Genomic DNA, 19087 nt, shown 5'->3' on the forward strand with positions numbered 1-19087 from the left:
AGATGGTCTCCTCGGACCCGATGGCCCCTCGTCCCCTGTCCCTCTCCCTCGACCTGATCGCCCGTGCCCATCCCGACACCGTCCCCGACGACGAGACAGCGCTGACGCTGCTCTCGGACGAGGATCTTTCTCCCGAACTCGAAGCGATGCTGGCGCGGCGGGCCTCGCCCGAGGGCGGCCTGTGGGTGTTCGCCTACGGCTCGCTGCTGTGGAACCCGGAATTCGCCTATCACGAGCAGCGGGTCGGCACGCTGCGGGGCTGGCACCGCCGCTTCTGCCTGCTGCAGCGGCGGTTTCGCGGCACGCCGGAGAATCCGGGCTTCGTGCTGGGGCTCGACCGGGGCGGGACCTGCCGCGGCATCGCCTTCCGCCTCGCCGACACGGACCCGCACGCCGCGCTGATGCCGGTCTGGCGGCGGGAGATGAAGGGCAAGGGCTACGAGGGGCGCTGGGTCACGGTCGAGACGCGAGACGGCCCGGTCACGGCCCTGACCTTCATGGTGAACCGGGCGAGCGATCGCTATGCCGGCCGCCTCTCGGACGCGGAGATCGCCGACAAGATCGCGGCGGCCTGCGGCCATCTCGGCCCCAGCGCGGAATATCTGTTCCGCACCGCGGAGGCCTGCGCCCGGCTCGGCATCCACGACCGGCACCTGTGGTCGCTCCAGGCGCTCGTGGCCGAGCGCCTGCGGGAGCGGCGCGCGGCCTGCGCGTAGGCCCGCCTCCGTCATCGCGAGGCTCGGCGCAAGCGATCCAGGACGCCGCCCTGTTCGGCGCGTTCGCGCCCTGGACTGCTTCGCTCCGCTCGCAGTGACGGGAGTGCGAGAAACCTACTGCCCGTCGATCTTCGCGCCCAGCAGCGCGATGGCGCGCTGGTAGACGCCGGCATCGTTCCAGCCCTGGATCGCGGCGAAGTTCGGCTCGCCGGGCTGGTAGCCGGCGCCCCGCTGCCAGCCGTGGCCCTTGAGGAAGTTGGCGGTGGCGTTCAGCGCGTTCGGCGCACTGTCGAGGCTGCCGCCGACGCCGTAGGTCAGCACGTTCTTGGGCAGGAACTGGGTGTGGCCGACCTCGCCGTGCGCCGCGCCGCGGGTCGCGGGCGTGAGCACGCCGCTGTCGACGAGCTTGAGCGCGGCGTAGAGCTGATCGGTGAAGTAGGCCGAGCGGCGGCAATCGTAGGCGAGGGTGGCCACCGCCGAGAGGGTGTTGACGTTGCCCTTCACCGCGCCGAAGCCGGTCTCCATGCCCCAGATCGCCAGCAGCGGGCCCGGCGGCACGCCGTAGCGCTGCTCGATCGAGGCGAACAGGGCCGCGTTCTGCTGCTTGAGGGCGCGCCCGCGCGAGACGATGACGTTGCCGCCGCGCTTGGCCAGGAACTGGTCGAGCGACAGCCTGAAGCTCTTCTGGCCCCGGTCCGCCGAGATGGTGGCGGTGGAGTAGGAGGTGTTGGCGAGCGCCGCGAGCGAGGCCGCGCTGGCGCGGCCCCGGGCCTCGGCGGCGAACTCGTCCTTCCAGGCCTCGAAGCCGGCGGCGGTGTTGCCGCACTGCGCCGCCTGCGCCGCGCCCGTCAGGCCCGCAAGCCCCACCAAGCCGGCGGCCGCCAGCATCCTCAACCCGCGTCCGGTCATCCCACACTCCATCAGGCGGCGCAGGCGGCGCCGCGATCGTTTCGAAGGGCCTCGGAGCCTGTTCGCGGAGCGCAGTGACATCCGCAAGCCGGAGTCACGTCTCCACACCGGGCGTCCACCGAGAACCGCCGTCGCTCCGGAGAAACACTGCGCTGTGGCGCTGGTGAGGCGCGCAGCGGGTGGCGCCCTGGCATAAGATGATGGAATGGTTACCGTTCGGTACGGCGATCAAGGCGTCGGACGCGCCGGCGCGATCTCCGGAGGCGTCTCGCACACGCAGCGCAGTTCGTTACCGGAGGGCGTTGAGCACGCCGACGACGGCGGCGAGCCCGTGGCCGAGAATCCAGGCGAAGCACCACATCGTTCAATTCCTCGTGCGAAGGCGAGGGCCCGGCGCGTACCGGGCGCCCCGAGGGCAATTCGGAGGGCCTCACGAAACGCCCGGTCGCGGTCGTTTCCCTTCGGGCGCGTCGGCGCAGCGGGCGTTTCGTGAGAGACGCTTCGCCCCGTGAAAAGCCGCCCTCCCGCCGCGGGGGGGGGGCGGGCCCGCCAGCGCGCAGGTCGCGCCCGCACTGGCGATGCGCGCCAGAAGGAGCCGCGCATCCGGCCCGGCCGCCGCCAGGGCCGCGGCCTCCGCCACCGAGCCGACGCCGCGCATCGCCTCGATCCGGCTCGAACGGGTGACGACCCGGGCGTCGGCCGCGGCCAGCGCCGCCGGGCCGAGGGCGGTCGGGATCAGGCCGAAGGCGGCGGCGGCCTCGCGGATCGCCGGCTCGCCGGCCCGGTCCGCGGGCGTGGCGATGGCGGCGAGGTTTTCCGCCGCGAGCCCGGCCTCCTCCAGGGCGCGGTGCACCAGCGCGACGATCTCGTCCGCCGCCGTCGCCCGGCGCAAGCCGATGCCGGCGACCGCGCGGGGCGTCCTCACGGCTTGGTCCAGACCCATTGCGTGATCGGCATGGCCGGGTGCCAGCCGGTGAGGCCGCCGACCGGCCTCGCCTGCGCCACCGAGAGCCGGCGCAGGCTCCCCCCGGCCTCGGCGAAGGCGGCGAGCAGGGCGGCCTCGCCCTCCAGGGTCACGGCGTTGGCGACGCAGCGGCCGTCGGGGCCGAGCGCGGCGCGGCAGGCGGCGAGCAGCCCGGGTCCGGCGACGCCGCCCCCGACGAAGATCGCGCGGGGGGAGGGGAGGGTGGGCAGCGCTTCCAGCGAGGCGCCGCCGACGACCCGCACCCGCGCGCCGACGCCGAGACCTTGCGCGTTGCGCGCGATCCGCGCGGCCCGGTCCGGCCGGCGCTCCACCGCGACCGCCCGGTTGGCGGGATGGCGCAGGCACCACTCGATCGAGACCGAGCCCGAGCCGGCGCCGAGATCCCACAGGATCTCGCCCGCACGCGGACGGAGTGCCGCGAGCGTCACGGCGCGGATCTCGGCCTTGGTGAGTTGGCCGTCGTTCTCGAACCACGCATCGTCGAGGCCGGGGCTCAAGGGGACGATCCGGGCGCCGGGTGCGGCCTCCACCTCGACCGCGAGGGTGTTGAGGGCGGCGATCTCCGTCAGGTCGAAGCCTTCCGCCCGCGCATCGCGGGCGCGCTCGTTCGGGCCGCCCATCGCTTCGAGCACGCTCAGCCGCGAGCGGCCGAGGCCGCGCTCGGCGAGCAGGCCTGCGACCGCGGCGGGCGTCGCGCCGTCCCAGGACAGGGCGAGAAGGCGGGCGCCCGGCTGAAGATGGGGCACGATTCCGAAAAGGTCGCGCCCGTGCAGGGTGAGGCAGGCGGTCTCCGGCAGCGACCAGCCGAGCCGCGCGGCGGCGAGGCTGAAGGCGGAGGGCTGCGGGAAGGCGCGGATCTCGCACGCCGGCACCAGCCGGGCGATCTCGGCGCCGATGCCGTAATGGAAGGGGTCGCCGGTGGCCAGCAGGCAGGTCGGGCGTCCGCGCCGGGCCAGGATGCCGGGATAGGCATCCGTGATCGGGCTCGGCCAGGGCCGGGCCTCGGCGGCGAGGGGCGCGGCGAGCGCGAGGTGGCGGCGGCCGCCATAGACCACCTCCGCCCCGTCGAGGGCCGCCGCCGCGGCAGGCGAGAGGCCCGCCCGCCCGTCCTCGCCGATGCCGACGATGGCGAGCCAGGGCGCGCGGACCGGCTCGGGAGGAAGCGGTGCCGTCACGGCCGGGGCTGCCGCAGGGGCGTGTGCATGGCGGATGTCTTTCGCGTGCGGCTGACGAGTCTCGCGAAGCCATCCGTTACGCGCGCCGGCCCGACTCTGCCAGGGCCGGCGCTTGCGGATGCCGCCTCAGACCGCCGGGCGGGCGGCCAGCGACGCGGCCATCTCCGGCACGGCCGGTCCGGGCACGCCGAGATAGGCGCGGCGGGCGGGCTTGAGCACGAACCACGCGAGTGCCGCCACGACGAGGTCGAGGCCGATGGCGATGCCGAAGACCGGCACCCAACTGCCCACCGCGTCGTGGATCAGCGCCGCGACCGGGCCGCCGAGCAGCGAGCCGAGCCCTTGAGCCATGTAGAGGAAGCCGTAATTGGTGGTGGCGTGCTTGGTGCCGAAGGTGTCCGTCAGGGTCGAGGGGAACAGCGAGAAGATCTCGCCCCAGGCGAAGAACACCACGCCCGAGAGCAGCGCGAAGGCGTAGGGATTCTCGCGGAACGTCAGCAGCAGGCCGATGGCCGCCGCCTCCAGCGCGAAGGCGACCGCCATGGTGTTCTCGCGCCCCGCATGGTCCGAGACCCAGCCGAAGAACGGCCGCGTCAGGCCGTTGGTGATCCGGTCGAAGGTCAGCGCGAAGGGGAGCGCGGCGAAGCCAAACACCATGGCGTCGGCCACGCCGAATTCACGCGCGAAGGCGGCGAACTGCGCGACCACCATCAGGCCGCCGGTCGACATCATCGCCATCATGGCGAACATCAGCCAGAACAGCGGGGTCTTCAGCATCGTGCCCGGCGCCACGTCGCGGGCGGCGCTCGCCACCTTGTCGGCGGGGATTTTCGGAGTTTCGCCGGCCTTCGGCGTTCGCAGGCCCGAAGCGGCGGCGACGCCGACGACGGCCATGATCGCGCCGAACACCAGCAGGGTGTGGCGGTAGCCCGAGGCCGCGATCATGTCGGTGATCGGGAAGGTGGTGGCGATGGCGCCCATGCCGTAGCCCGCCGCCACGACGCCGGCGGCAAAGCCGCGCCGCTCGGGGAACCAGCGCACCATCAGCCCGACCACGCCGACATAGACAATGCCGGTGCCGAGGCCGCAGAGCAGGCCGTAGGTTGCGTAGAGGCCCCACAGCGTATCGGTGTACGACGCGGCGACCCAGCCGAGCCCCGACAGGGCGGCGCCCAGCGCGATCATCGCCTTGGCGCTGAAGCGCTCGATCAGCCAGCCCTGCACCGGCGAGAAGAAGGTCTGGAGCACGATCAGCATCGTGAAGGCGACCTGCACGGCGGCCAGGCTCGCCCCCGTCGTCGCCTGGAACGGCTTCACGAACAGCGTCCAGACATATTGCGGGCTGGAGATCGTCATCATCACGAGGAGACCCAGACCGAGCTGGATCCACCGCGTGCGGTTCGAAACCGTATCCATCATTCACTCCTTGACGGTGCCGCGTCACCGCAAGGAGCGTGCCAGGAGGAAGCCTCAGGTTCGCGCATGGGCGAGCCGGCAGGCGGCGCCGAGGGCGACCGGGCCGGAACCGCCCGCGGCCCGTCCGAGGCGCTCGCCGAGCGCCCGGCAGAGTGCGGCGGGCTCGGCTTGCGGCAGCCGGTCGAGATCGGCCAGCACGGCGCGGGCGCCGGCGGCGAAGGTCGAGCCGGTATCGCCGTGCCCGGCCCACCGCCTCGATCCGCGCGACGCCGGCCGCATCCGGCGACGGGGAGGGGGCGCCGCCCAGCCCCTCCGGCAGCGGCCGGAGGAGGGCTTTTTCGCCTGGCCGTGGCCTGACGAAGACATGTCGGCCGGTCAGACAGGCTCTCAGAGCCCGGCGGCCCCGCCGTCCGAACGCGGGTCGTGGGTCGCCTCGATCCGTCCGTCGTGGGGATGGCGCACCAGCATGCCGGCATGTCCCAGCGCGTCGACGTAGGCGCCGCCCAGTTCCTCGATGTCGTGGCCCATCCGCTCGAGCGCCGCGATGCAGCCCGGATCGAACCGGTCCTCGACCTTCACGCTGAGCGACTCGGCGCCCCAGGTGCGGCCGTAGAGCAGGCGCGGCGCGTCGACCGCGTCGGCCACCGACATCCCGTAATCGGCGTAGCGCGAAAAGATCTGCGCCTGGAATTGCGGCTGCCCGTCCCCGCCCATGGAGCCGTAGGACATCACCCGCCCGTCGTCGAAGGCGGCGAGCGCCGGGATCAGGGTGTGGAACGGGCGCCGGCCCGGCTCCAGCGGGTTCACGGCGTTCGGGTCGAGGGAGAAGGACATGCCGCGGTTCTGCCAGCCGATGCCGGTGCCCGGCAGGACGCAGCCCGAACCGTATTCCCAGTAGACCGACTGGATGAAGGAGACGGCCATGCCCTCGTTGTCGATCGCCCCCATCCAGACGGTGTCGCCCTCGCCCGCGCGAACCGGAATGCGCGCGGCCCGGCCCCTGTCGATCAGCGCGGTCTCGCGGTCGAGGCGCCGGGGGTCGAGGAAGGCGGCCGGGTCGCCCGTCAGGCGGTCGAAATCGGTCACGAACCGGTCGCGGATGGCGAAGGCCCGTTTCGTCGCCTCGATCAGCCCGTGATAGTGGGCGGTCGTTTCCGCCTCCCGGATGTCCAGCCGGTCGAAGATGCCGAGAATGACGAGCGCCGCGAGGCCCTGGGTGGGCGGGGGAAAGTTGTAGAGCGTGGCGCCGCGCCGCCGCAGGGTCAGGGGCGCGCGCTCCCGCGCGGCGCAGGCCTCCAGATCGGCGCGGGTCACCGGCGCGCCGAGGCGCTCCAGGTCGGCGGCGATCTCGCGGCCGATATCGCCGCGATAGAAGTCGTCGAGCCCGGCATGGGCGAGCTGGGCCAGGGTGTCGGCGAGCTCGGGCTGGCGCCGGACCGCCCCCGCCGCGTAGGGCTTGCCGTCGTCGAGATAGGTCTTTGCAAAATTCGGCGCGTCGTAGAGCGTGTCGAGCGCCTTCGGCACGTAGCGCGCCTCCGAGGCCGAGACCGGGCAGCCCTCGCGGGCGTGGCGGATCGCGTCGGCGAGGATCGTATCGAGGGGCAGCCGGCCGCCGAAGGCGCGGGCCATGTCGCGGGCGAGGCGCCAGCCGCCGACCGTCCCGGCCACCGTCACCGCCGCGTCGGGGCCGCGGGACGGGATGGCCTCGTAGTCCTTCTCGCGATAGCGGGCGCGGGTGGCGAGCGCTCCGGCGGGTCCGCAGGCCTCGATGCCGCGGACCCGCCCGCCCTTCTCGCGGATCAGCCAGAAGCCGTCGCCGCCGATGCCGTTCATGTGCGGGTAGACCACGGCGATGGCGGCGGCCATGGCGATCATCGCCTCGATGGCGTTGCCGCCCTGCGCCAGCACGCCCTGCCCGGCCGCGGCCGCCAGCGCGTGGGGAGCGGCGACGGCCGCATGGGCGAAGACGGGCGTATCGGGCATGATCGGACTCTGAAGGGAACGCCGAGATCGGCAAGCGGGGCCGGGAGGCAGGATCAGGACCATGCGCCGGTGCGAAGGGCAACCGGCTCGGGGCCGGCCCGCAGGGCCATCGCTCGAAGCCGCTTGAGCGGCTTCGCGGCGCGGAAAGCGCCGCGCGGAGCGGATTTTTCAGGACATTCGTCCTGAAAAACATCGAGCGGAGCGAAAGCCTGAGCCCGCGGAGGCGGGCGCCGGCGACTGAGGCTGGCCAAGGAAACCAGGGTCATCGCTTCAAGCGATGACCCTGGGCCGGCGCATCACGCCGACCGGCCGACCCGCGAAACGGGCGGCGGTTTTCGCGAATGCCGAATTGGTTCCGTGGCGGCTTCTGCCTTTTTGCAAATGTTGCAGAAAAGGAACTGCGCGGCGGCCGACGCGGTGACATCATCATTTCCGCGAATCGGCGGACACTTCATCACATGAAGCAGAATGACCGGGCGATCCTTCAGGATCGCGTGAGAACCCTTGTCTTGCGCCACGCCCTGGAGGCGGCGCTTCAGCGTTTGTCGAGTCTTTCCGGCGACAGCGCCGAGGAAGAACTGTTGAGGCTCGAGCACGCCATTGTCTTCGCCACGCGGCGGGTCGGCGACATTCCGGGCACCATGCAACTCGCCGCCCTGGTCGCCGTCGAGGACGCGGTGGCGGCGATCCGCGCCGCCTTCGACACCGTGCATCAGCGCATCGAGGCGGCGCCTGCCGCCGAACCCGCGACCCTGGCAGCCTGAGGACGGCGACGCCTTCGCGCCGCTGTCGGCGCCCCGGAATCACGACCGTGCGGTGTCGTGGCGACGCCGCATCCGGAGGGCACGTCCCGTTGAGCTGCGTTCGCAGCCCTGCGCACCCGCGCGCGGCGATTGAATTACCGTCTCGTCATGGGCATATCGCCCCCGCATTTTCGAGTGTCCTGCACCGAACACCCGCCGCGCCGGCGTGGGCGTCCGGTGAGACACGTCAGTCGGGGAGGTGGCTCTTGAGCGAGACGGTGGAGCGGCACGAATTCGGTGCCGAGGTCGGGCGCCTGTTGGACCTCGTGGTCCACGCGCTCTATTCCGACCGCGAGATTTTTCTGCGCGAACTGGTGGCCAACGCCGCCGACGCGACCGACCGGCGCCGCTTCGAGGCGTTGACCGACGAGGCCCTGGCGCTCCCCGCCGACGCGCGGGTGCTGATCGCTCCCGACAAGGCGGCGCGCACGCTCACGATCTCCGATGCGGGCATCGGCATGAGCAAGGAGGAACTGGCGCAGAACCTCGGCACCATCGCCCGCTCCGGCACCCGCGCCTTCTCGCAGGCGCTCGGCGAGAAGGCGGCCGAAGGCGGCGGCGAGATGCGACCGAGCCTGATCGGCCAGTTCGGCGTCGGCTTCTACTCCGCCTTCATGGTGGCGGATCGCGTCACCGTCACCGCGCGCCGCGCCGGGACGGACGAGGCCTGGACCTGGGCCTCCGACGGCAAGGGCAGCTACACCCTGGAACCGGCGGCACGAGAGCAGGCCGGCACCGACATCGTCCTGCACCTGAAGGAGGATGCCGACGAGTATCTGGAGAGCTACCGGCTCGACCACGTCGTGCGCAAATGGGCCGACAACATCGCCGTGCCGATCGCGATCCGCGACGCGGAGGGCAAGGAGGAGGCGGCCAACCGCGGCACCGCCCTCTGGCGCCAGCCGAAATCCGAGATCGGGGAAGAGCGGTACAAGGAGTTCTACCGCACGGTCAGCCACGGCTTCGACGAGCCCTGGGCGACCCTGCACTGGCGCGCCGAGGGCGCGCTCGAATTCACCGGCCTCCTGTTCGTGCCGGGCATGAAGCCGTTCATGGCGGTGGAGGACGACCGCCGCTCCAAGGTGCGGCTGCACGTGCGGCGCATGTTCATCACCGACGAGGCCGAACTGCTGCCGAACTGGCTGCGCTTCGTCCACGGCGTGGTCGACACCGACGACCTGCCGCTCAACGTCTCGCGCGAGATGCTGCAATCGACGCCGACGCTCCAGAAGATCCGCCGGGCGGTGACGGGACGCGTCCTCACCGAACTGGCCAACCGCGCGAAGAACGCCGAGAAGGCCGAGGAGTACCAAAAGTTCTTCGAGAATTTCGGGCCGATCCTCAAGGAGGGCATCTACGAGGATTTCGAGCGCCGCGCCGAGATCGCGCCGCTCCTGCGCTTCCGCTCCTCGACGCAAGCGGGCTGGACCTCGCTGCCCGACTACGTCGCGCGGATGAAGCCGGAGCAGGAGGCGATCTACTACCTCGTCGCCGACGACGTGGAGGCGCTCAAGAACTCCGCGCAGCTCGAAGGTTTTCGCGCCCGCGGCGTCGAGGTCCTGCTGCTGTCGGATCACGTCGACGCGTTCTGGCCGGAGCAGTTGGCCAAGTTCGAGGACAAGCCCCTGCGCTCGGTGACCCAAGGGTCTGCCGACCTCGCGAAGCTCAAGCCCGCGGGCGAGGCGGCGGAGGAGACGCCCGCGCTCGACAGGCTGGTCGCCGCGCTCAAGCTGGCGCTGGAGCCGGACGTTTCCGACGTGCGCACCACCGATCGCCTCGTCGACAGCGCCGTGGTGCTCGCCGCCTCCGGCACCGGACCGGACCTGCAGATGCAGCGCCTGCTGCGCCGGGCCGGCCGCGGCTTCGGCGGCGGCGCGCCGATCCTGGAGATCAACCCGCGCCACGCCCTGATCCGCGCGCTCAACGAGCGGGCCGAGGCCGGCGAGGATGTGAAGGAAGAGGCCGGCACGCTGCTCGACCTCGCCCGGGTCCAGGACGGCGACACGCCGCGCGACCCGGTGGCCTTCGCCCGTGCCGTCGCGGCGGCGCTGGCGGCCAAGGCCGCGCCGGCGGCCTGACGCGTCGCGCCGTCCGTGGAGGGCGGGATATCCGGATCAGATCCGCGTCCCGTCATCCTTGGGCGGCGAGCCGCAGCGGAACCGCGCCACCCGCCAGCGGTCGCCATGCGTGGGATTGGCGACCATGCAGGTCAGGAAGGAGAGGCCGTAGAGCATGCGCGGGGGCTTTCGTGATGGCGTGGGTCTCTCCTCCCGGGCCGCTTCTCGTTATGGACCGACGGGCCATCGCAACGAGCATGCCGGCTGTTTCCAGGCCCGTTGCACGCCTCGACCGCCTCCGGCGCGGGGCGCGCCTCGTCGCGTCGCCCGAGTTCGGAACGCCGGGCACCTGACGGCCCCGCGTTGACAGCCCCGCCGCATCCGCGCCAACACCGGGCATGGCCGCCGACCCCCTTCACGATCCGCAGACCGCCCGCCGCGACCGCCGCGTGGCCCTGGGCGTCCTCGCCCTCGTGGCCGCGACCGTGCTGCTCGGCGCCCTCGCGCCCCGCGCGTCCCGGCCGCACGCGGCGCTGGCGCCGGCCGAGGATCCGGCCTGCGCCGAGTGGGGCGACGGCTGCAAGGTCTGCCGCCGCATCGAGGATGGTGGCGCCGCCTGCTCGCTGCCGGGCATCGCCTGCACGCCGGGCGCCGTGGCCTGCCTGCGCCGCATCGGAGAGCCGTGACGAGGGCATCGTCCCGCGGGCCGACCGTCGGCCCCTGGGAAGGAGCGGCCGGAACGCCCGGGCCGACGCTCCGCTTCGCGCCAAGCCCGAACGGCCGCCTGCATCTCGGCCACGCCTACTCCGCCCTTCTCAACGCCCGCATCGCGCGAAGACTCGGCGGTCGCCTGATCCTGCGCATCGAGGACATCGATCTCGGCCGCGCCCGGCCGGACTTCGTGGCCGGCATTCTGTCCGACCTCGAATGGCTCGGCCTCGCTTTCGCGGCCACGCCGCGCCGCCAGTCCGAGCACTTTTCGGATTATGCCGCGGCGCGCGACCGGCTGGCGGAGAGCGGTCTGATCTATCCCTGCTTCTGCTCGCGGGGGAAGATCGCGGCGGAGGCCGCCGCCCGCGAGGCGCGGGGAGAGGCGGTTCCGCGCGACCCCGACGGCGCCCCGCTCTATCCGGGCACCTGCCGCCACCTCCCTCCGGCCGAAGCGAGGGCGCTGCGGGAGCGGGGCGCGCCGCATACCTGGCGCCTCGACATGCCGGACGCGCTCCGAACCCTCGCCGAACCTCTCATGATCCGCCGCTTCTCACCCGACGATGGCGCGGCGGAAACGGTCGCGGCCGATCCCGGTCGCTGGGGCGACGCGGTGATCGTCCGGCGCGACGTGCCGACGAGCTACCATCTCGCCGTCGTCTGCGACGACGCCGTGCAGGGCATCACCCACATCGTGCGCGGGCAGGATCTGGAGGCCGCGACCGACCTGCACGCCGTGCTCCGAAGCCTTCTCGGTCTCCCCGCGCCGGCCTATCACCATCACGCACTGATCCGAACGGAGAGCGGCGAGAAACTCGCCAAGTCGAAGGGCTCCGAAGCGCTCGCCGACCTGAGGGCTCGCGGCGTCACGGCCGCGGACGTGCGGGCGATGCTGGGATTTTGAGCATTCGATTTGATCCAGCGTCTCAACCGGACTTGTGCGACGGCCGGGCCTGGGGAATCCGTGATGGCGCGGCGAGCGACCGCGAGGGGGCCGGACACGATGCGATCGCCTCGAGCGATCCTGCTTCGTCTGCTTGGGCGCTCGCCGCCCCGGTCCTGGCGCAGGACGCGGATCGCGGCACTGCGGGCCCGGAGGACACGGCGGCGCACACCCTCAAGGCGTCATGCGTACGCTTTGACCGCCCACGCGCGGCGTCCCGACAGCGTTCCGCAACCAGACAGACTTCGGCCTGTCCTGCGTCCTTGCGAGGCGAAGCCGTGGCAAACCAGGGCGCGCCCTTTCCGGATCTGTCGCGCCCTGGATCGCTTCGCGGCCGCTCGCGATGACGGAGGGGGGCCAAACCCGAAGCGATCAAGCGGAAACGGTATTACTAGCGGTGCTTACCATTTCAAACCCGTGGTGCGGACGGCGGGAGACCCTCCGTACCAGAATTGTCCGTTGAAATCGTTGGTGTTCTTCGAGCGCGAACGGAGGTCTTTGTAGTGGCTTTTGTAGCGGTTGACGAGGGGGCGGGACGATGCCGCCGCGAACCCAGGCCACAGCATCGACCGCCTGTCAGAGGTTTTGAGGTTGGTGAACCGATCTCCGCAGGGCCCGTTGATCCCTCGGAGGTCGCACCATGAAGAACCCCGCACTCAGCCTATGGCTTTCGTCCGTCAACGGGGCGCTCGGGTGGTGGGGAGGCCACGCAGCCAACGCGGTGCGTCGCCAGCAACGTGCGGCGCTCACGGAGATGTTGAAGCCCGCTACGGGCACCTTGAGCAAGCCGAAGCGGAGAACGCGGCGGCGCAGGAAGACGGCTACGCGGAAGGCCCTCTGAGGGCGGCGGTATTTTCGGCACAGCTACGCCTTGCCTCCCTGCACCACGCGGAGCTTCATCAGCCCAGGCGGCATGTCCGGTGGCTGTGGGCTGGCGGCTTCGAGGTCGGGGAAATGCGCCTTGCACTTCGGGACGTACTGGCTCTTGGACCTGGGGTGGCGCTCATCGAGCCACGGGCAATCGAAAGCGATGCGCCGAAGCACATCCTCCAGTGGGGTCTCAGGGCCAAGCCGTGCGGCCAGCCGGGCGAGCCGATAGCTGCCCGTGCGGTTCGGACAATGCGGGCAGGCCACCCGCACGATGACGTAGGGATAGGCCGCGAGGCAGGGAACGTCAGGCCGGATGGGCGGGCGCATGACGCTGCTACCGCACCGCCTCGTGAAGGGCCGCCCGCACGTAGCCACGGGAGATGAGCCGGTCCTGGCGGCGCGTGCGGCGTTCGGCTTCGCAGAGGTCGGCTAGGGCGTCCGCGATGGCGGCGTGGAGAGCGGCCTCAGCGTCCCCGTGAGCGGTCACGAGGTAGGCCCGTGCGATGTCCTCGACGGGGCCGCTACGAGGGGTAGGCAACGGCGCGTTCGGCAGAGCGTCTTTGCGCATACCCCTTGTGTCTCTCCAGCTAGAACGAAGAGAGAACACGTAGCAGCCGGGAGGGTTCGGTCAAGACGCATTTCGAGTGCGCGCATGTCCATTCGCAAAGGCACAGAACAAAGCGCGTCGAGGGGCCCAGGTTGTTTTCGGGCAGGTACGCCAGCCTAAGGGCGGTGCTTCTTGCGTGGTGAAGCGCGCTACTGGCCTCTTCTGAGACTAAGCCGCGCCGCCAATCTTTCTTCGAAAGAGGCCAATCGCTTCTCTGTGCGTTCCAGGGCACGCCGGAGAATTAACATTCGCCAGCGTTCATCCAATCCTGGATGATCTAGGAAGTGCTGCAATATTGTTTCCGGGCGCAACCCGTGTTCCAGATGAGATAGGCGGCCTATGTGCTCATCTTTTATGATGTATACTAGCTCTGAGAGCGTGGTCTGCGCCTTCTTAACCGCGCTTTCTTTCAGGAGGTCTTCTATGAAGCACCGAAGGATTGCAACGCTATCTGTTTGGTCCCGGCATTTGGTGGAGCGGGTTTGACCTGAAGCGGCCGGGCTCAGCGGACCATGCCTTGCAGATGGCTTCGTAGGGCGTGAGGCCGCGCAGGGTCTTCAAACGGCGTGCGAAGTTGTAGGCGCTGACAAAGTCGGCCAAGTGCGCACGGAGTTGCGCGTGGCTGTCGTAATGGTAGCGCTTGACCGTCGCGTCCTTGATCGTGCGGTTCATCCGCTCGACCTGACCGTTCGTCCAGGGGTGGCGCGGTTTGGTCAGCCGATGGTCGATATCGTTGCGGGCGCAGGCAAGTTCGAAGCTGTGGGCTCGGAAGGTCTCGCCGGCTACAATCGCCTCCTTGATGACGGAAGCGGCCGAGGCGACGTTGCCGGGCGTGGTGAAGTGGGTGCCGTTGTCGGTGAGCACCGTGTGCACCTTGTAAGGCACGGCCTCGATGAGATGGCGGAGGAAGTCACCTGCGACCCGCCGCGTGGCCTTCTCGTGGAGCTCAACGAAGGCGAACTTGGTCGTGCGGTCGATAGCGACGAGCAGGTAGAGTCGCCCTTCGGCTGTGTGAACCTCGGCCAGATCGATGTGGAAATAGCCGAGCGGGCAGGTCTTGAAGCGTGACCGCTTGGGCTTGTCACCGTCGACCTCCGGCAGTCGGCTGATGCCGTGGCGCTGCAGGCACCGATGCAGCGACGAACGGGTCAGGTGCGGGATCGTCGCCTGGAGCGCGTAGAGGCAGTCGTCCAACGGCAGGAGCGTATGGCGGCGAAAGGCGACGACGACCGCCTCGTCCTCCTGTGACAGCACCGTCGAGCGGGGATCCTTCGGACCCGTGCGCTGATCGGCGACCGAGGTCCGCTGCCGCCACTTGGCGACCGTCTTCCGGTTGATCCCGTAGCGCTTCGAGAGCGCCCTCAGGCTCGCTTGACTATGCTGGATCGCTCGACGGACTGCCTCCGTCGTGGTGGCGCTGCCGTGAAGAACTTGGCCCATAGCGCGTCCCTCCACTCCAACGTGAAGAGTGCACCATCAAACCCTGGGATCAAACACCTAGCGTGGCCTTGGTTGACCGGTATCTCGTCGCTTCGCCTCAAGAAATTTAAGTTAGAGAGGCGACTGCGTAGGCAATCAAGGGGGCTCAGTAGAAGGACACGAACGGCCTTCCCAGTGGCTTCTTCAGTCCCCTGGATCGTAACGTAGTTGCGAGTTACTGAAGCATCTTCGACGCCTAGCATTACAGTTGCGTTTTAAAGCATTTTTGCTTGCTGTTCATTGTGCTGGGCTTACGCCGTTGACGTCCCCTGTCGGCTGACGCACGGCGTTTGAGATGGGCGTTTCGGGCGGTCGCCTGATGCGCCCGTCGCCAGAGCGACCATGCGATGACGTGAGCGGGCTGGATGCGCCGCTGTGCCAGCCGCACCGCGATGCGGCGGATCTCCTGGACCGACCAGCGGATCAGCGCGCGGGCGGTCTCGGCCGCGCCCGTCTTTTTGGGGGCGGCGCGTTGGCGTGATGGCGGATTACGGCCAGCAGGGCGAAGGCCATCATCACCAAGCTGACGTGCCGGTGCCAGCCGTGCCAGGAACGGGTCTCATTATGAGCGAGCCCAAGTTCGGTCTTGGCCGTCTCGAACGCGTCCTCGATCGTCCAACGCTGGCCCTCGACCGTCGCCAGGGTCGCGACCGACGTGCCGGCCGGGCACCACGTCGTGAAGTACGCCCGCTCGCCGTCAGTCAGGCTACGGCGGATCAGCAGGCCGCGCGTCCACAGGCCGGCCTGATCGTAGTCGGCACCGTCGAGGTCGGCCAACTCGCAGTAAGCCCAGTCGTACAGCCGCGCGCCCTTCGTGCCCTCGCCCGCCGACAGGCGCGTCCAGGCCGTCGGAGCGAGGCCGTTCGCGATCGCCTCGGCGGTGCCGGCCACCAGCGGCTTGCCGACCCAGGAATTGAACAGGTGATCGGTCTTGACCCCGAGCACGTAGCCCTTGCCCGCGCGCCGTAGAGCCATCTCGATGTCGCCGACCCCATAGACGGTGTCGGCCGCAACCCAGGAGAACGGCACGTCGGCGGTCATCGCCCGCTCGATCATCGTTAGAGCCAATCCCGGCTTGGTCGAAAAGCTCGTCCCCTCCGGCACGTGGGCGGCGGCCAGCCGGGCCGGATCCGAGGTCCAGGTCTTGGGCAGGTACAAGGCCCGATCGATGAACGCGTGACCGTGGTGCGAGGCGTAAGCCGCGAACACGCCGATCTGACAGTTCGTGATCTTTCCGGCCGAGCCGGTGTACTGGCGATGCACACCGCACGAGGCTTTGCCCTGCTTGAGAAAGCCAGTCTCGTCGAGAACCAGAACCGCGTCCGGGTCGGCCAGGGTTTCCAGGGCATAGTCCCGCACGACGTCGCGCAGGGCGTCGGCATCCCAGCGTCCGCGACCGAGCACGGCCTGCTGACGCCAGGGCCCGGGATCGCCCGCAGCTTCCGCCCGCATCCAACTGGTCTTGCGCCGCTCCGCGCCGAGCAGTCCGTCCAGGAATGCTCCCGCCGAGGCCGCCACCCGCTCCTGAGAAAACAGCGGGCGCATGCGTCCCTTCACCTCCCGCAGCGAAGAGGCCCAGAGCTCCAGCGTCGCCTCAATCGAGGCCCCCGGCGTCCATGATGCACGAATCATGGTGCCGCATGGAGTCAGAACCTCGCCAAAAACGCAACTGTAATGTTAGGCCGCGGTGAGGAATTAAGGGAGTCAGTCTGGGGCAAGTTTGGAATGGGAGGGTTGGCCGATTGAGGAGATCGGCGATGTCAGTTGACCAACGGCTACCGCGCCATGTGGGCGGCCTCCGGCGAGGCCGACATCCGCACCGTCGTCGACACCGCCCGTCTGTCCGGTGTCGGCCCCTTCGCCACCATCCTCAAGACTGTCAGCGCCTGATCCCCGCCATCACGGGCCTGGGTAATTACATCGGGCGGCTGACGGCTAGTTCCGCGCCCGTCTCTGAGAGTCTGTCCGACGACATATTGATACGCTGGAGTGGGTTGTGGTGGAAGGCAGCCTCGGTCTGGGAGCTTGCGATGTGGACACAGGAGAACCGGGCCCGCTACGACCGCAGTGCCCTGCGCTATCCGAGTGATCTGACCGATGAGGAGTGGGCGCTGATCGAGCCGCTGATTCCGCCGGCCAAGCCGGGCGGCGGCAAGCGCAGCGTGGACATCCGCGCGGTGGTGGACGGGCTGATGTACGTGCTCAGCACCGGCTGCCAATGGCGCGCGATCCCGACGGACCTGCCGCCGCGCTCGACCGTGCACGGCTATCTTGATCTGTGGGACTACGACGGCACGCTGGCGCGCATCCACCACGCGCTGTTCGTGGCCTGCCGCGAGCGGGCGGGCCGGGCGGCCAGCCCGAGCGCGGCCATCCTCGACAGCCAGAGCGTGAAGGGCGCGGAAAAAGGGGGCGGGCGATCGACCCGTCGGGCTACGACGCAGGCAAGAAGGTCCGGGGCAAGAAAAGGCACATCCTCGTCGACACGCAGGGCTTCGTGATGCACGCCCTGGTGCATCCGGCCAGCGTGCAAGACCGCACCGGCGGCGTGTGGGTGATGGCGAGCTTGTTTGGCCTCTACCCGTTCCTGCTGCGGCTGTATGCCGACGGCGGCTACCAGGGACCAGCGTTCAAGGCTGGTCTGCGCCGGGCCTGCCGCCGGCTCAAGCTCACGATCGTCAAGCGGTCCGATCAGGCCCAGGGCTTCGTCGTGCTGCCCAAGCGCTGGATCGTCGAGCGGACCTTTGCCTGGCTCAACCGCTGCCGGCGTCTGGCTAAGGACTGGGAATGCCGGAGCAGAACGGCGCGCGCCTTCCTGCTGCTCGCCTCCATCCGCCTCATGACGCGAAAGCTCTGCCAGAAAACAATATGATCTCGGACAGGCTCTGAGAGCCATGCCTTTTAAGGTGTTTTCTTAGCCATTAGCTTGGCCTTTTCGAGGACCCTGGCGGTGGCGACGTGTTTTCGGGCCGTAGCCGCCGCTACATAGGGCTTGTCGACCTTGCGCTTGGGACCACGCGGGCTGGTTGCAATCCGCCCTGGGTCGACCCGCTCCGCCAAGGCGAGCAAGCGGGCCGCGACGCTCGCCGCATCCTCCTGGCCCGTCAACACAGAGCCGTGTCCGAGCGCCACCATCAGCCCCTCGTAGCCGGCACCGATCTGACGGCTCAGGTGGAACACCGAGACCCGCGGCTCGGGCCCGTGCACCTGCTCGATGCACGCGCTCAGCAGGCTCAGCACGTTGTGGGCCAGAACGGCAGCGGCAAACCCCAGCAGGGCCGCCCGCGGACGACCCAGGCGACCGGCCTCGCTGTGCAGCACCCGTTCCATCTGCAGGAACAGACCCTCGATCCGCCAGCGTCGCCGATACACCTGCGCGATCTGCGCCGCACTGACGCTCGCCGGCAGGTTGCTCCACAGCCAGATCGTCCGGTCTCCCTCCGTCGTTGGCGCCGTCAAGCTCAGCGCGATGCGCCGCCACGCATCGCCGCTCCCCTCCAGCGTAATGCTCTGCTCACACAGTGTGCCGGTCTCGCAGGAGCCGCACGCCTGCCAATCCCCCTGCGCGCCCAGGCGGGGATGGTTGCCGTGCCGACGCACCACGAAGTGGCTGCCTGCCTCAACCAGACCCTGCAGCCAGGTCCGGACACAGAAGTGCCGATCGGCGACCCAGACCTGACCGGGCGCGGCAGCGTCCAGGAGGGCCCGGGCCAGCGCCCGTTCGTCGGCATAAGCATCTTCGGCCGCCACCAGATCGACGGCCAGGCCGGTATCGGGATCGTAGACGACCAGGGTCTGCCCCGGCAGGGCGGCGCCGCGATGCGCGCGCAGAGGCTTCAGGCGCTTGTCGCTGCCGGGCAGATGGTTGCCGTCCAGCACGCGCAGTGCGTAGCCCGGCAGGCTCGGATGGCCGGTGCCCGCCGCGGTCATCACCGGGGCCAGTCGGGTCGCGCTGCCGCGCACGAGGGCGCGCAGCAGGTCGGGCTCGGTGCGGTTGACCTTGTCGTAGAGGGCGGGCAGCGAGACGGTCAGGTCTTCGGCTTCGCGCGCAGCGGCGTGCAACGACGAGCGCAGGCCGAGAGCGACGAGCATCGTCAGCCTGACGACAGTGGAGAACAGCAACTCCCGCGTGTATTGCCGCTGGCGATGCTGCTCGAACACCTCGTCGATCCAGCCGGCCGGCAGCGCGTGTTCCAAGGCCGTGCGGGCCATCAGGCTCGTCGGCGCATAGTTCTCGAACCGTTCAATGACGGCAGACCAGACTGGATCGGATCCTTGCAATGCTTCGCTCATTGCAAGGATATAGTTAATATAAACGAACCTTAAAAGGCATACGTCTCAGAGCCTGTTTGACTGCGGTGATCCCATCCCCACCCTCATCCTGAGGTGCCGGAGCGCAGCGGAGGCCTCGAAGGATGCTCCAGGGATCGCGCGGG

General features: G+C 69.8%; 17 protein-coding genes and 2 pseudogenes. 7 read left to right on the forward strand and 12 right to left on the reverse strand.

The window, feature by feature from the left end; all coding sequences use genetic code 11:
- Positions 1-20 precede the first annotated feature (20 nt).
- Positions 21-716 (forward strand): gamma-glutamylcyclotransferase, encoded by a 696-nt coding sequence (locus PGN25_11295; protein ID MEH3118147.1) that lies wholly within the window; start codon positions 21-23, stop codon positions 714-716.
- Between the two features lie 114 nt (positions 717-830).
- Here the strand turns inward: PGN25_11295 and PGN25_11300 are convergent, their stop codons facing one another.
- The 7 genes and pseudogenes from PGN25_11300 to PGN25_11330 all read right to left on the reverse strand — a co-directional run bounded on the left by PGN25_11300 (position 831) and on the right by PGN25_11330 (position 7184).
- Positions 831-1625, reverse strand: a complete 795-nt coding sequence (locus PGN25_11300) for a lytic transglycosylase domain-containing protein (protein MEH3118148.1) — start codon at positions 1623-1625, stop codon at positions 831-833.
- Positions 1626-1914: 289 nt separating this feature from the next.
- Positions 1915-1986 carry a cytochrome bd-I oxidase subunit CydX gene (cydX, locus tag PGN25_11305; protein ID MEH3118149.1) on the reverse strand — a complete coding sequence of 24 codons (72 nt, stop codon included), beginning with the start codon at positions 1984-1986 and terminating at the stop codon, positions 1915-1917.
- Between the two features lie 186 nt (positions 1987-2172).
- Positions 2173-2568 (reverse strand): annotated as a pseudogene (locus tag PGN25_11310) (cobalamin biosynthesis protein).
- Complete coding sequence (gene cbiE, locus PGN25_11315; GenBank protein ID MEH3118150.1) at positions 2547-3785, reverse strand: precorrin-6y C5,15-methyltransferase (decarboxylating) subunit CbiE; 1239 nt, start codon at positions 3783-3785, stop codon at positions 2547-2549. Before cbiE ends, PGN25_11310 begins: the two are co-directional and overlap by 22 nt.
- Positions 3786-3911: 126 nt before the next feature.
- Entirely contained in the window at positions 3912-5201 is a 1290-nt protein-coding gene (gene oxlT, locus PGN25_11320) for an oxalate/formate MFS antiporter (GenBank protein MEH3118151.1), read from the reverse strand.
- 105 nt (positions 5202-5306) lie between these two features.
- A pseudogene (locus tag PGN25_11325) lies at positions 5307-5538 on the reverse strand (dihydroxyacetone kinase).
- Between the two features lie 50 nt (positions 5539-5588).
- Complete coding sequence (locus tag PGN25_11330; GenBank protein ID MEH3118152.1) at positions 5589-7184, reverse strand: gamma-glutamyltransferase family protein; 1596 nt, start codon at positions 7182-7184, stop codon at positions 5589-5591.
- 341 nt (positions 7185-7525) lie between these two features.
- Between PGN25_11330 and PGN25_11335 the strand changes: the two genes are divergently transcribed.
- The 4 genes from PGN25_11335 to gluQRS all read left to right on the forward strand — a co-directional run bounded on the left by PGN25_11335 (position 7526) and on the right by gluQRS (position 11656).
- Positions 7526-7948 (forward strand): hypothetical protein, encoded by a 423-nt coding sequence (locus PGN25_11335; GenBank protein MEH3118153.1) that lies wholly within the window; start codon positions 7526-7528, stop codon positions 7946-7948.
- Between the two features lie 245 nt (positions 7949-8193).
- Positions 8194-10065, forward strand: coding sequence for a molecular chaperone HtpG (htpG, locus tag PGN25_11340; GenBank protein ID MEH3118154.1), 1872 nt, complete (start codon positions 8194-8196; stop codon positions 10063-10065).
- A gap of 377 nt (positions 10066-10442) precedes the next feature.
- Positions 10443-10730 carry a hypothetical protein gene (locus PGN25_11345; protein ID MEH3118155.1) on the forward strand — a complete coding sequence of 96 codons (288 nt, stop codon included), beginning with the start codon at positions 10443-10445 and terminating at the stop codon, positions 10728-10730.
- A complete protein-coding gene (gene gluQRS / locus PGN25_11350) occupies positions 10727-11656 on the forward strand; it encodes a tRNA glutamyl-Q(34) synthetase GluQRS (protein ID MEH3118156.1) in 930 nt (309 codons plus the stop codon). Before PGN25_11345 ends, gluQRS begins: the two co-directional genes overlap by 4 nt.
- A gap of 903 nt (positions 11657-12559) precedes the next feature.
- Here gluQRS and PGN25_11355 read toward each other — a convergent pair.
- The 4 genes from PGN25_11355 to PGN25_11370 all read right to left on the reverse strand — a co-directional run bounded on the left by PGN25_11355 (position 12560) and on the right by PGN25_11370 (position 16283).
- Complete coding sequence (locus PGN25_11355; GenBank protein ID MEH3118157.1) at positions 12560-12892, reverse strand: hypothetical protein; 333 nt, start codon at positions 12890-12892, stop codon at positions 12560-12562.
- Positions 12893-12899: 7 nt separating this feature from the next.
- Positions 12900-13133 carry a hypothetical protein gene (locus PGN25_11360; GenBank protein MEH3118158.1) on the reverse strand — a complete coding sequence of 78 codons (234 nt, stop codon included), beginning with the start codon at positions 13131-13133 and terminating at the stop codon, positions 12900-12902.
- A gap of 486 nt (positions 13134-13619) precedes the next feature.
- Positions 13620-14612: an IS481 family transposase gene (locus tag PGN25_11365; GenBank protein ID MEH3118159.1), complete on the reverse strand. Its 993-nt coding sequence runs from the start codon at positions 14610-14612 to the stop codon at positions 13620-13622.
- Between the two features lie 462 nt (positions 14613-15074).
- Positions 15075-16283: an IS701 family transposase gene (locus PGN25_11370; protein MEH3118160.1), complete on the reverse strand. Its 1209-nt coding sequence runs from the start codon at positions 16281-16283 to the stop codon at positions 15075-15077.
- Positions 16284-16415: 132 nt separating this feature from the next.
- Here PGN25_11370 and PGN25_11375 point away from each other — a divergent pair, with 132 nt between their 5' ends.
- Entirely contained in the window at positions 16416-16541 is a 126-nt protein-coding gene (locus tag PGN25_11375; GenBank protein MEH3118161.1) for a hypothetical protein, read from the forward strand.
- Positions 16542-16681: 140 nt separating this feature from the next.
- Positions 16682-17523, forward strand: a protein-coding gene (locus PGN25_11380; GenBank protein ID MEH3118162.1) for an IS5 family transposase whose coding sequence is annotated in 2 segments (ribosomal slippage) — positions 16682-17072 and positions 17072-17523 — 843 coding nt in all. Because the reading frame shifts where the segments join, the coding sequence is not laid out codon by codon here.
- Between the two features lie 29 nt (positions 17524-17552).
- Here the strand turns inward: PGN25_11380 and PGN25_11385 are convergent.
- The gene (locus PGN25_11385; GenBank protein MEH3118163.1) at positions 17553-18863 is read right to left on the reverse strand and encodes an IS4 family transposase; all 1311 of its coding nucleotides are present in this window, start codon (positions 18861-18863) and stop codon (positions 17553-17555) included.
- Positions 18864-19087 lie beyond the last annotated feature (224 nt).

The sequence above is a fragment of the Methylorubrum populi genome (assembly GCA_036946625.1).
In the GTDB taxonomy this organism is placed as follows: Bacteria; Pseudomonadota; Alphaproteobacteria; order Rhizobiales; family Beijerinckiaceae; genus Methylobacterium; species Methylobacterium populi_C.

Excerpts from the sequence above, each read along its gene's own strand:
- PGN25_11300 (MEH3118148.1), bottom strand. The coding sequence starts at position 1,625 with ATGACCGGACGCGGGTTGAGGATGCTGGCGGCCGCCGGCTTGGTGGGG.
- PGN25_11295 (MEH3118147.1), top strand. The coding sequence starts at position 21 with ATGGCCCCTCGTCCCCTGTCCCTCTCCCTCGACCTGATCGCCCGTGCC.
- oxlT (MEH3118151.1), bottom strand. The coding sequence starts at position 5,201 with ATGGATACGGTTTCGAACCGCACGCGGTGGATCCAGCTCGGTCTGGGT.
- PGN25_11345 (MEH3118155.1), top strand. The coding sequence starts at position 10,443 with ATGGCCGCCGACCCCCTTCACGATCCGCAGACCGCCCGCCGCGACCGC.
- PGN25_11360 (MEH3118158.1), bottom strand. The coding sequence starts at position 13,133 with ATGCGCAAAGACGCTCTGCCGAACGCGCCGTTGCCTACCCCTCGTAGC.
- PGN25_11330 (MEH3118152.1), bottom strand. The coding sequence starts at position 7,184 with ATGCCCGATACGCCCGTCTTCGCCCATGCGGCCGTCGCCGCTCCCCAC.
- PGN25_11335 (MEH3118153.1), top strand. The coding sequence starts at position 7,526 with ATGCCGAATTGGTTCCGTGGCGGCTTCTGCCTTTTTGCAAATGTTGCA.
- PGN25_11385 (MEH3118163.1), bottom strand. The coding sequence starts at position 18,863 with ATGGCCCGCACGGCCTTGGAACACGCGCTGCCGGCCGGCTGGATCGAC.
- PGN25_11370 (MEH3118160.1), bottom strand. The coding sequence starts at position 16,283 with ATGATTCGTGCATCATGGACGCCGGGGGCCTCGATTGAGGCGACGCTG.
- PGN25_11365 (MEH3118159.1), bottom strand. The coding sequence starts at position 14,612 with ATGGGCCAAGTTCTTCACGGCAGCGCCACCACGACGGAGGCAGTCCGT.
- PGN25_11355 (MEH3118157.1), bottom strand. The coding sequence starts at position 12,892 with ATGCGCCCGCCCATCCGGCCTGACGTTCCCTGCCTCGCGGCCTATCCC.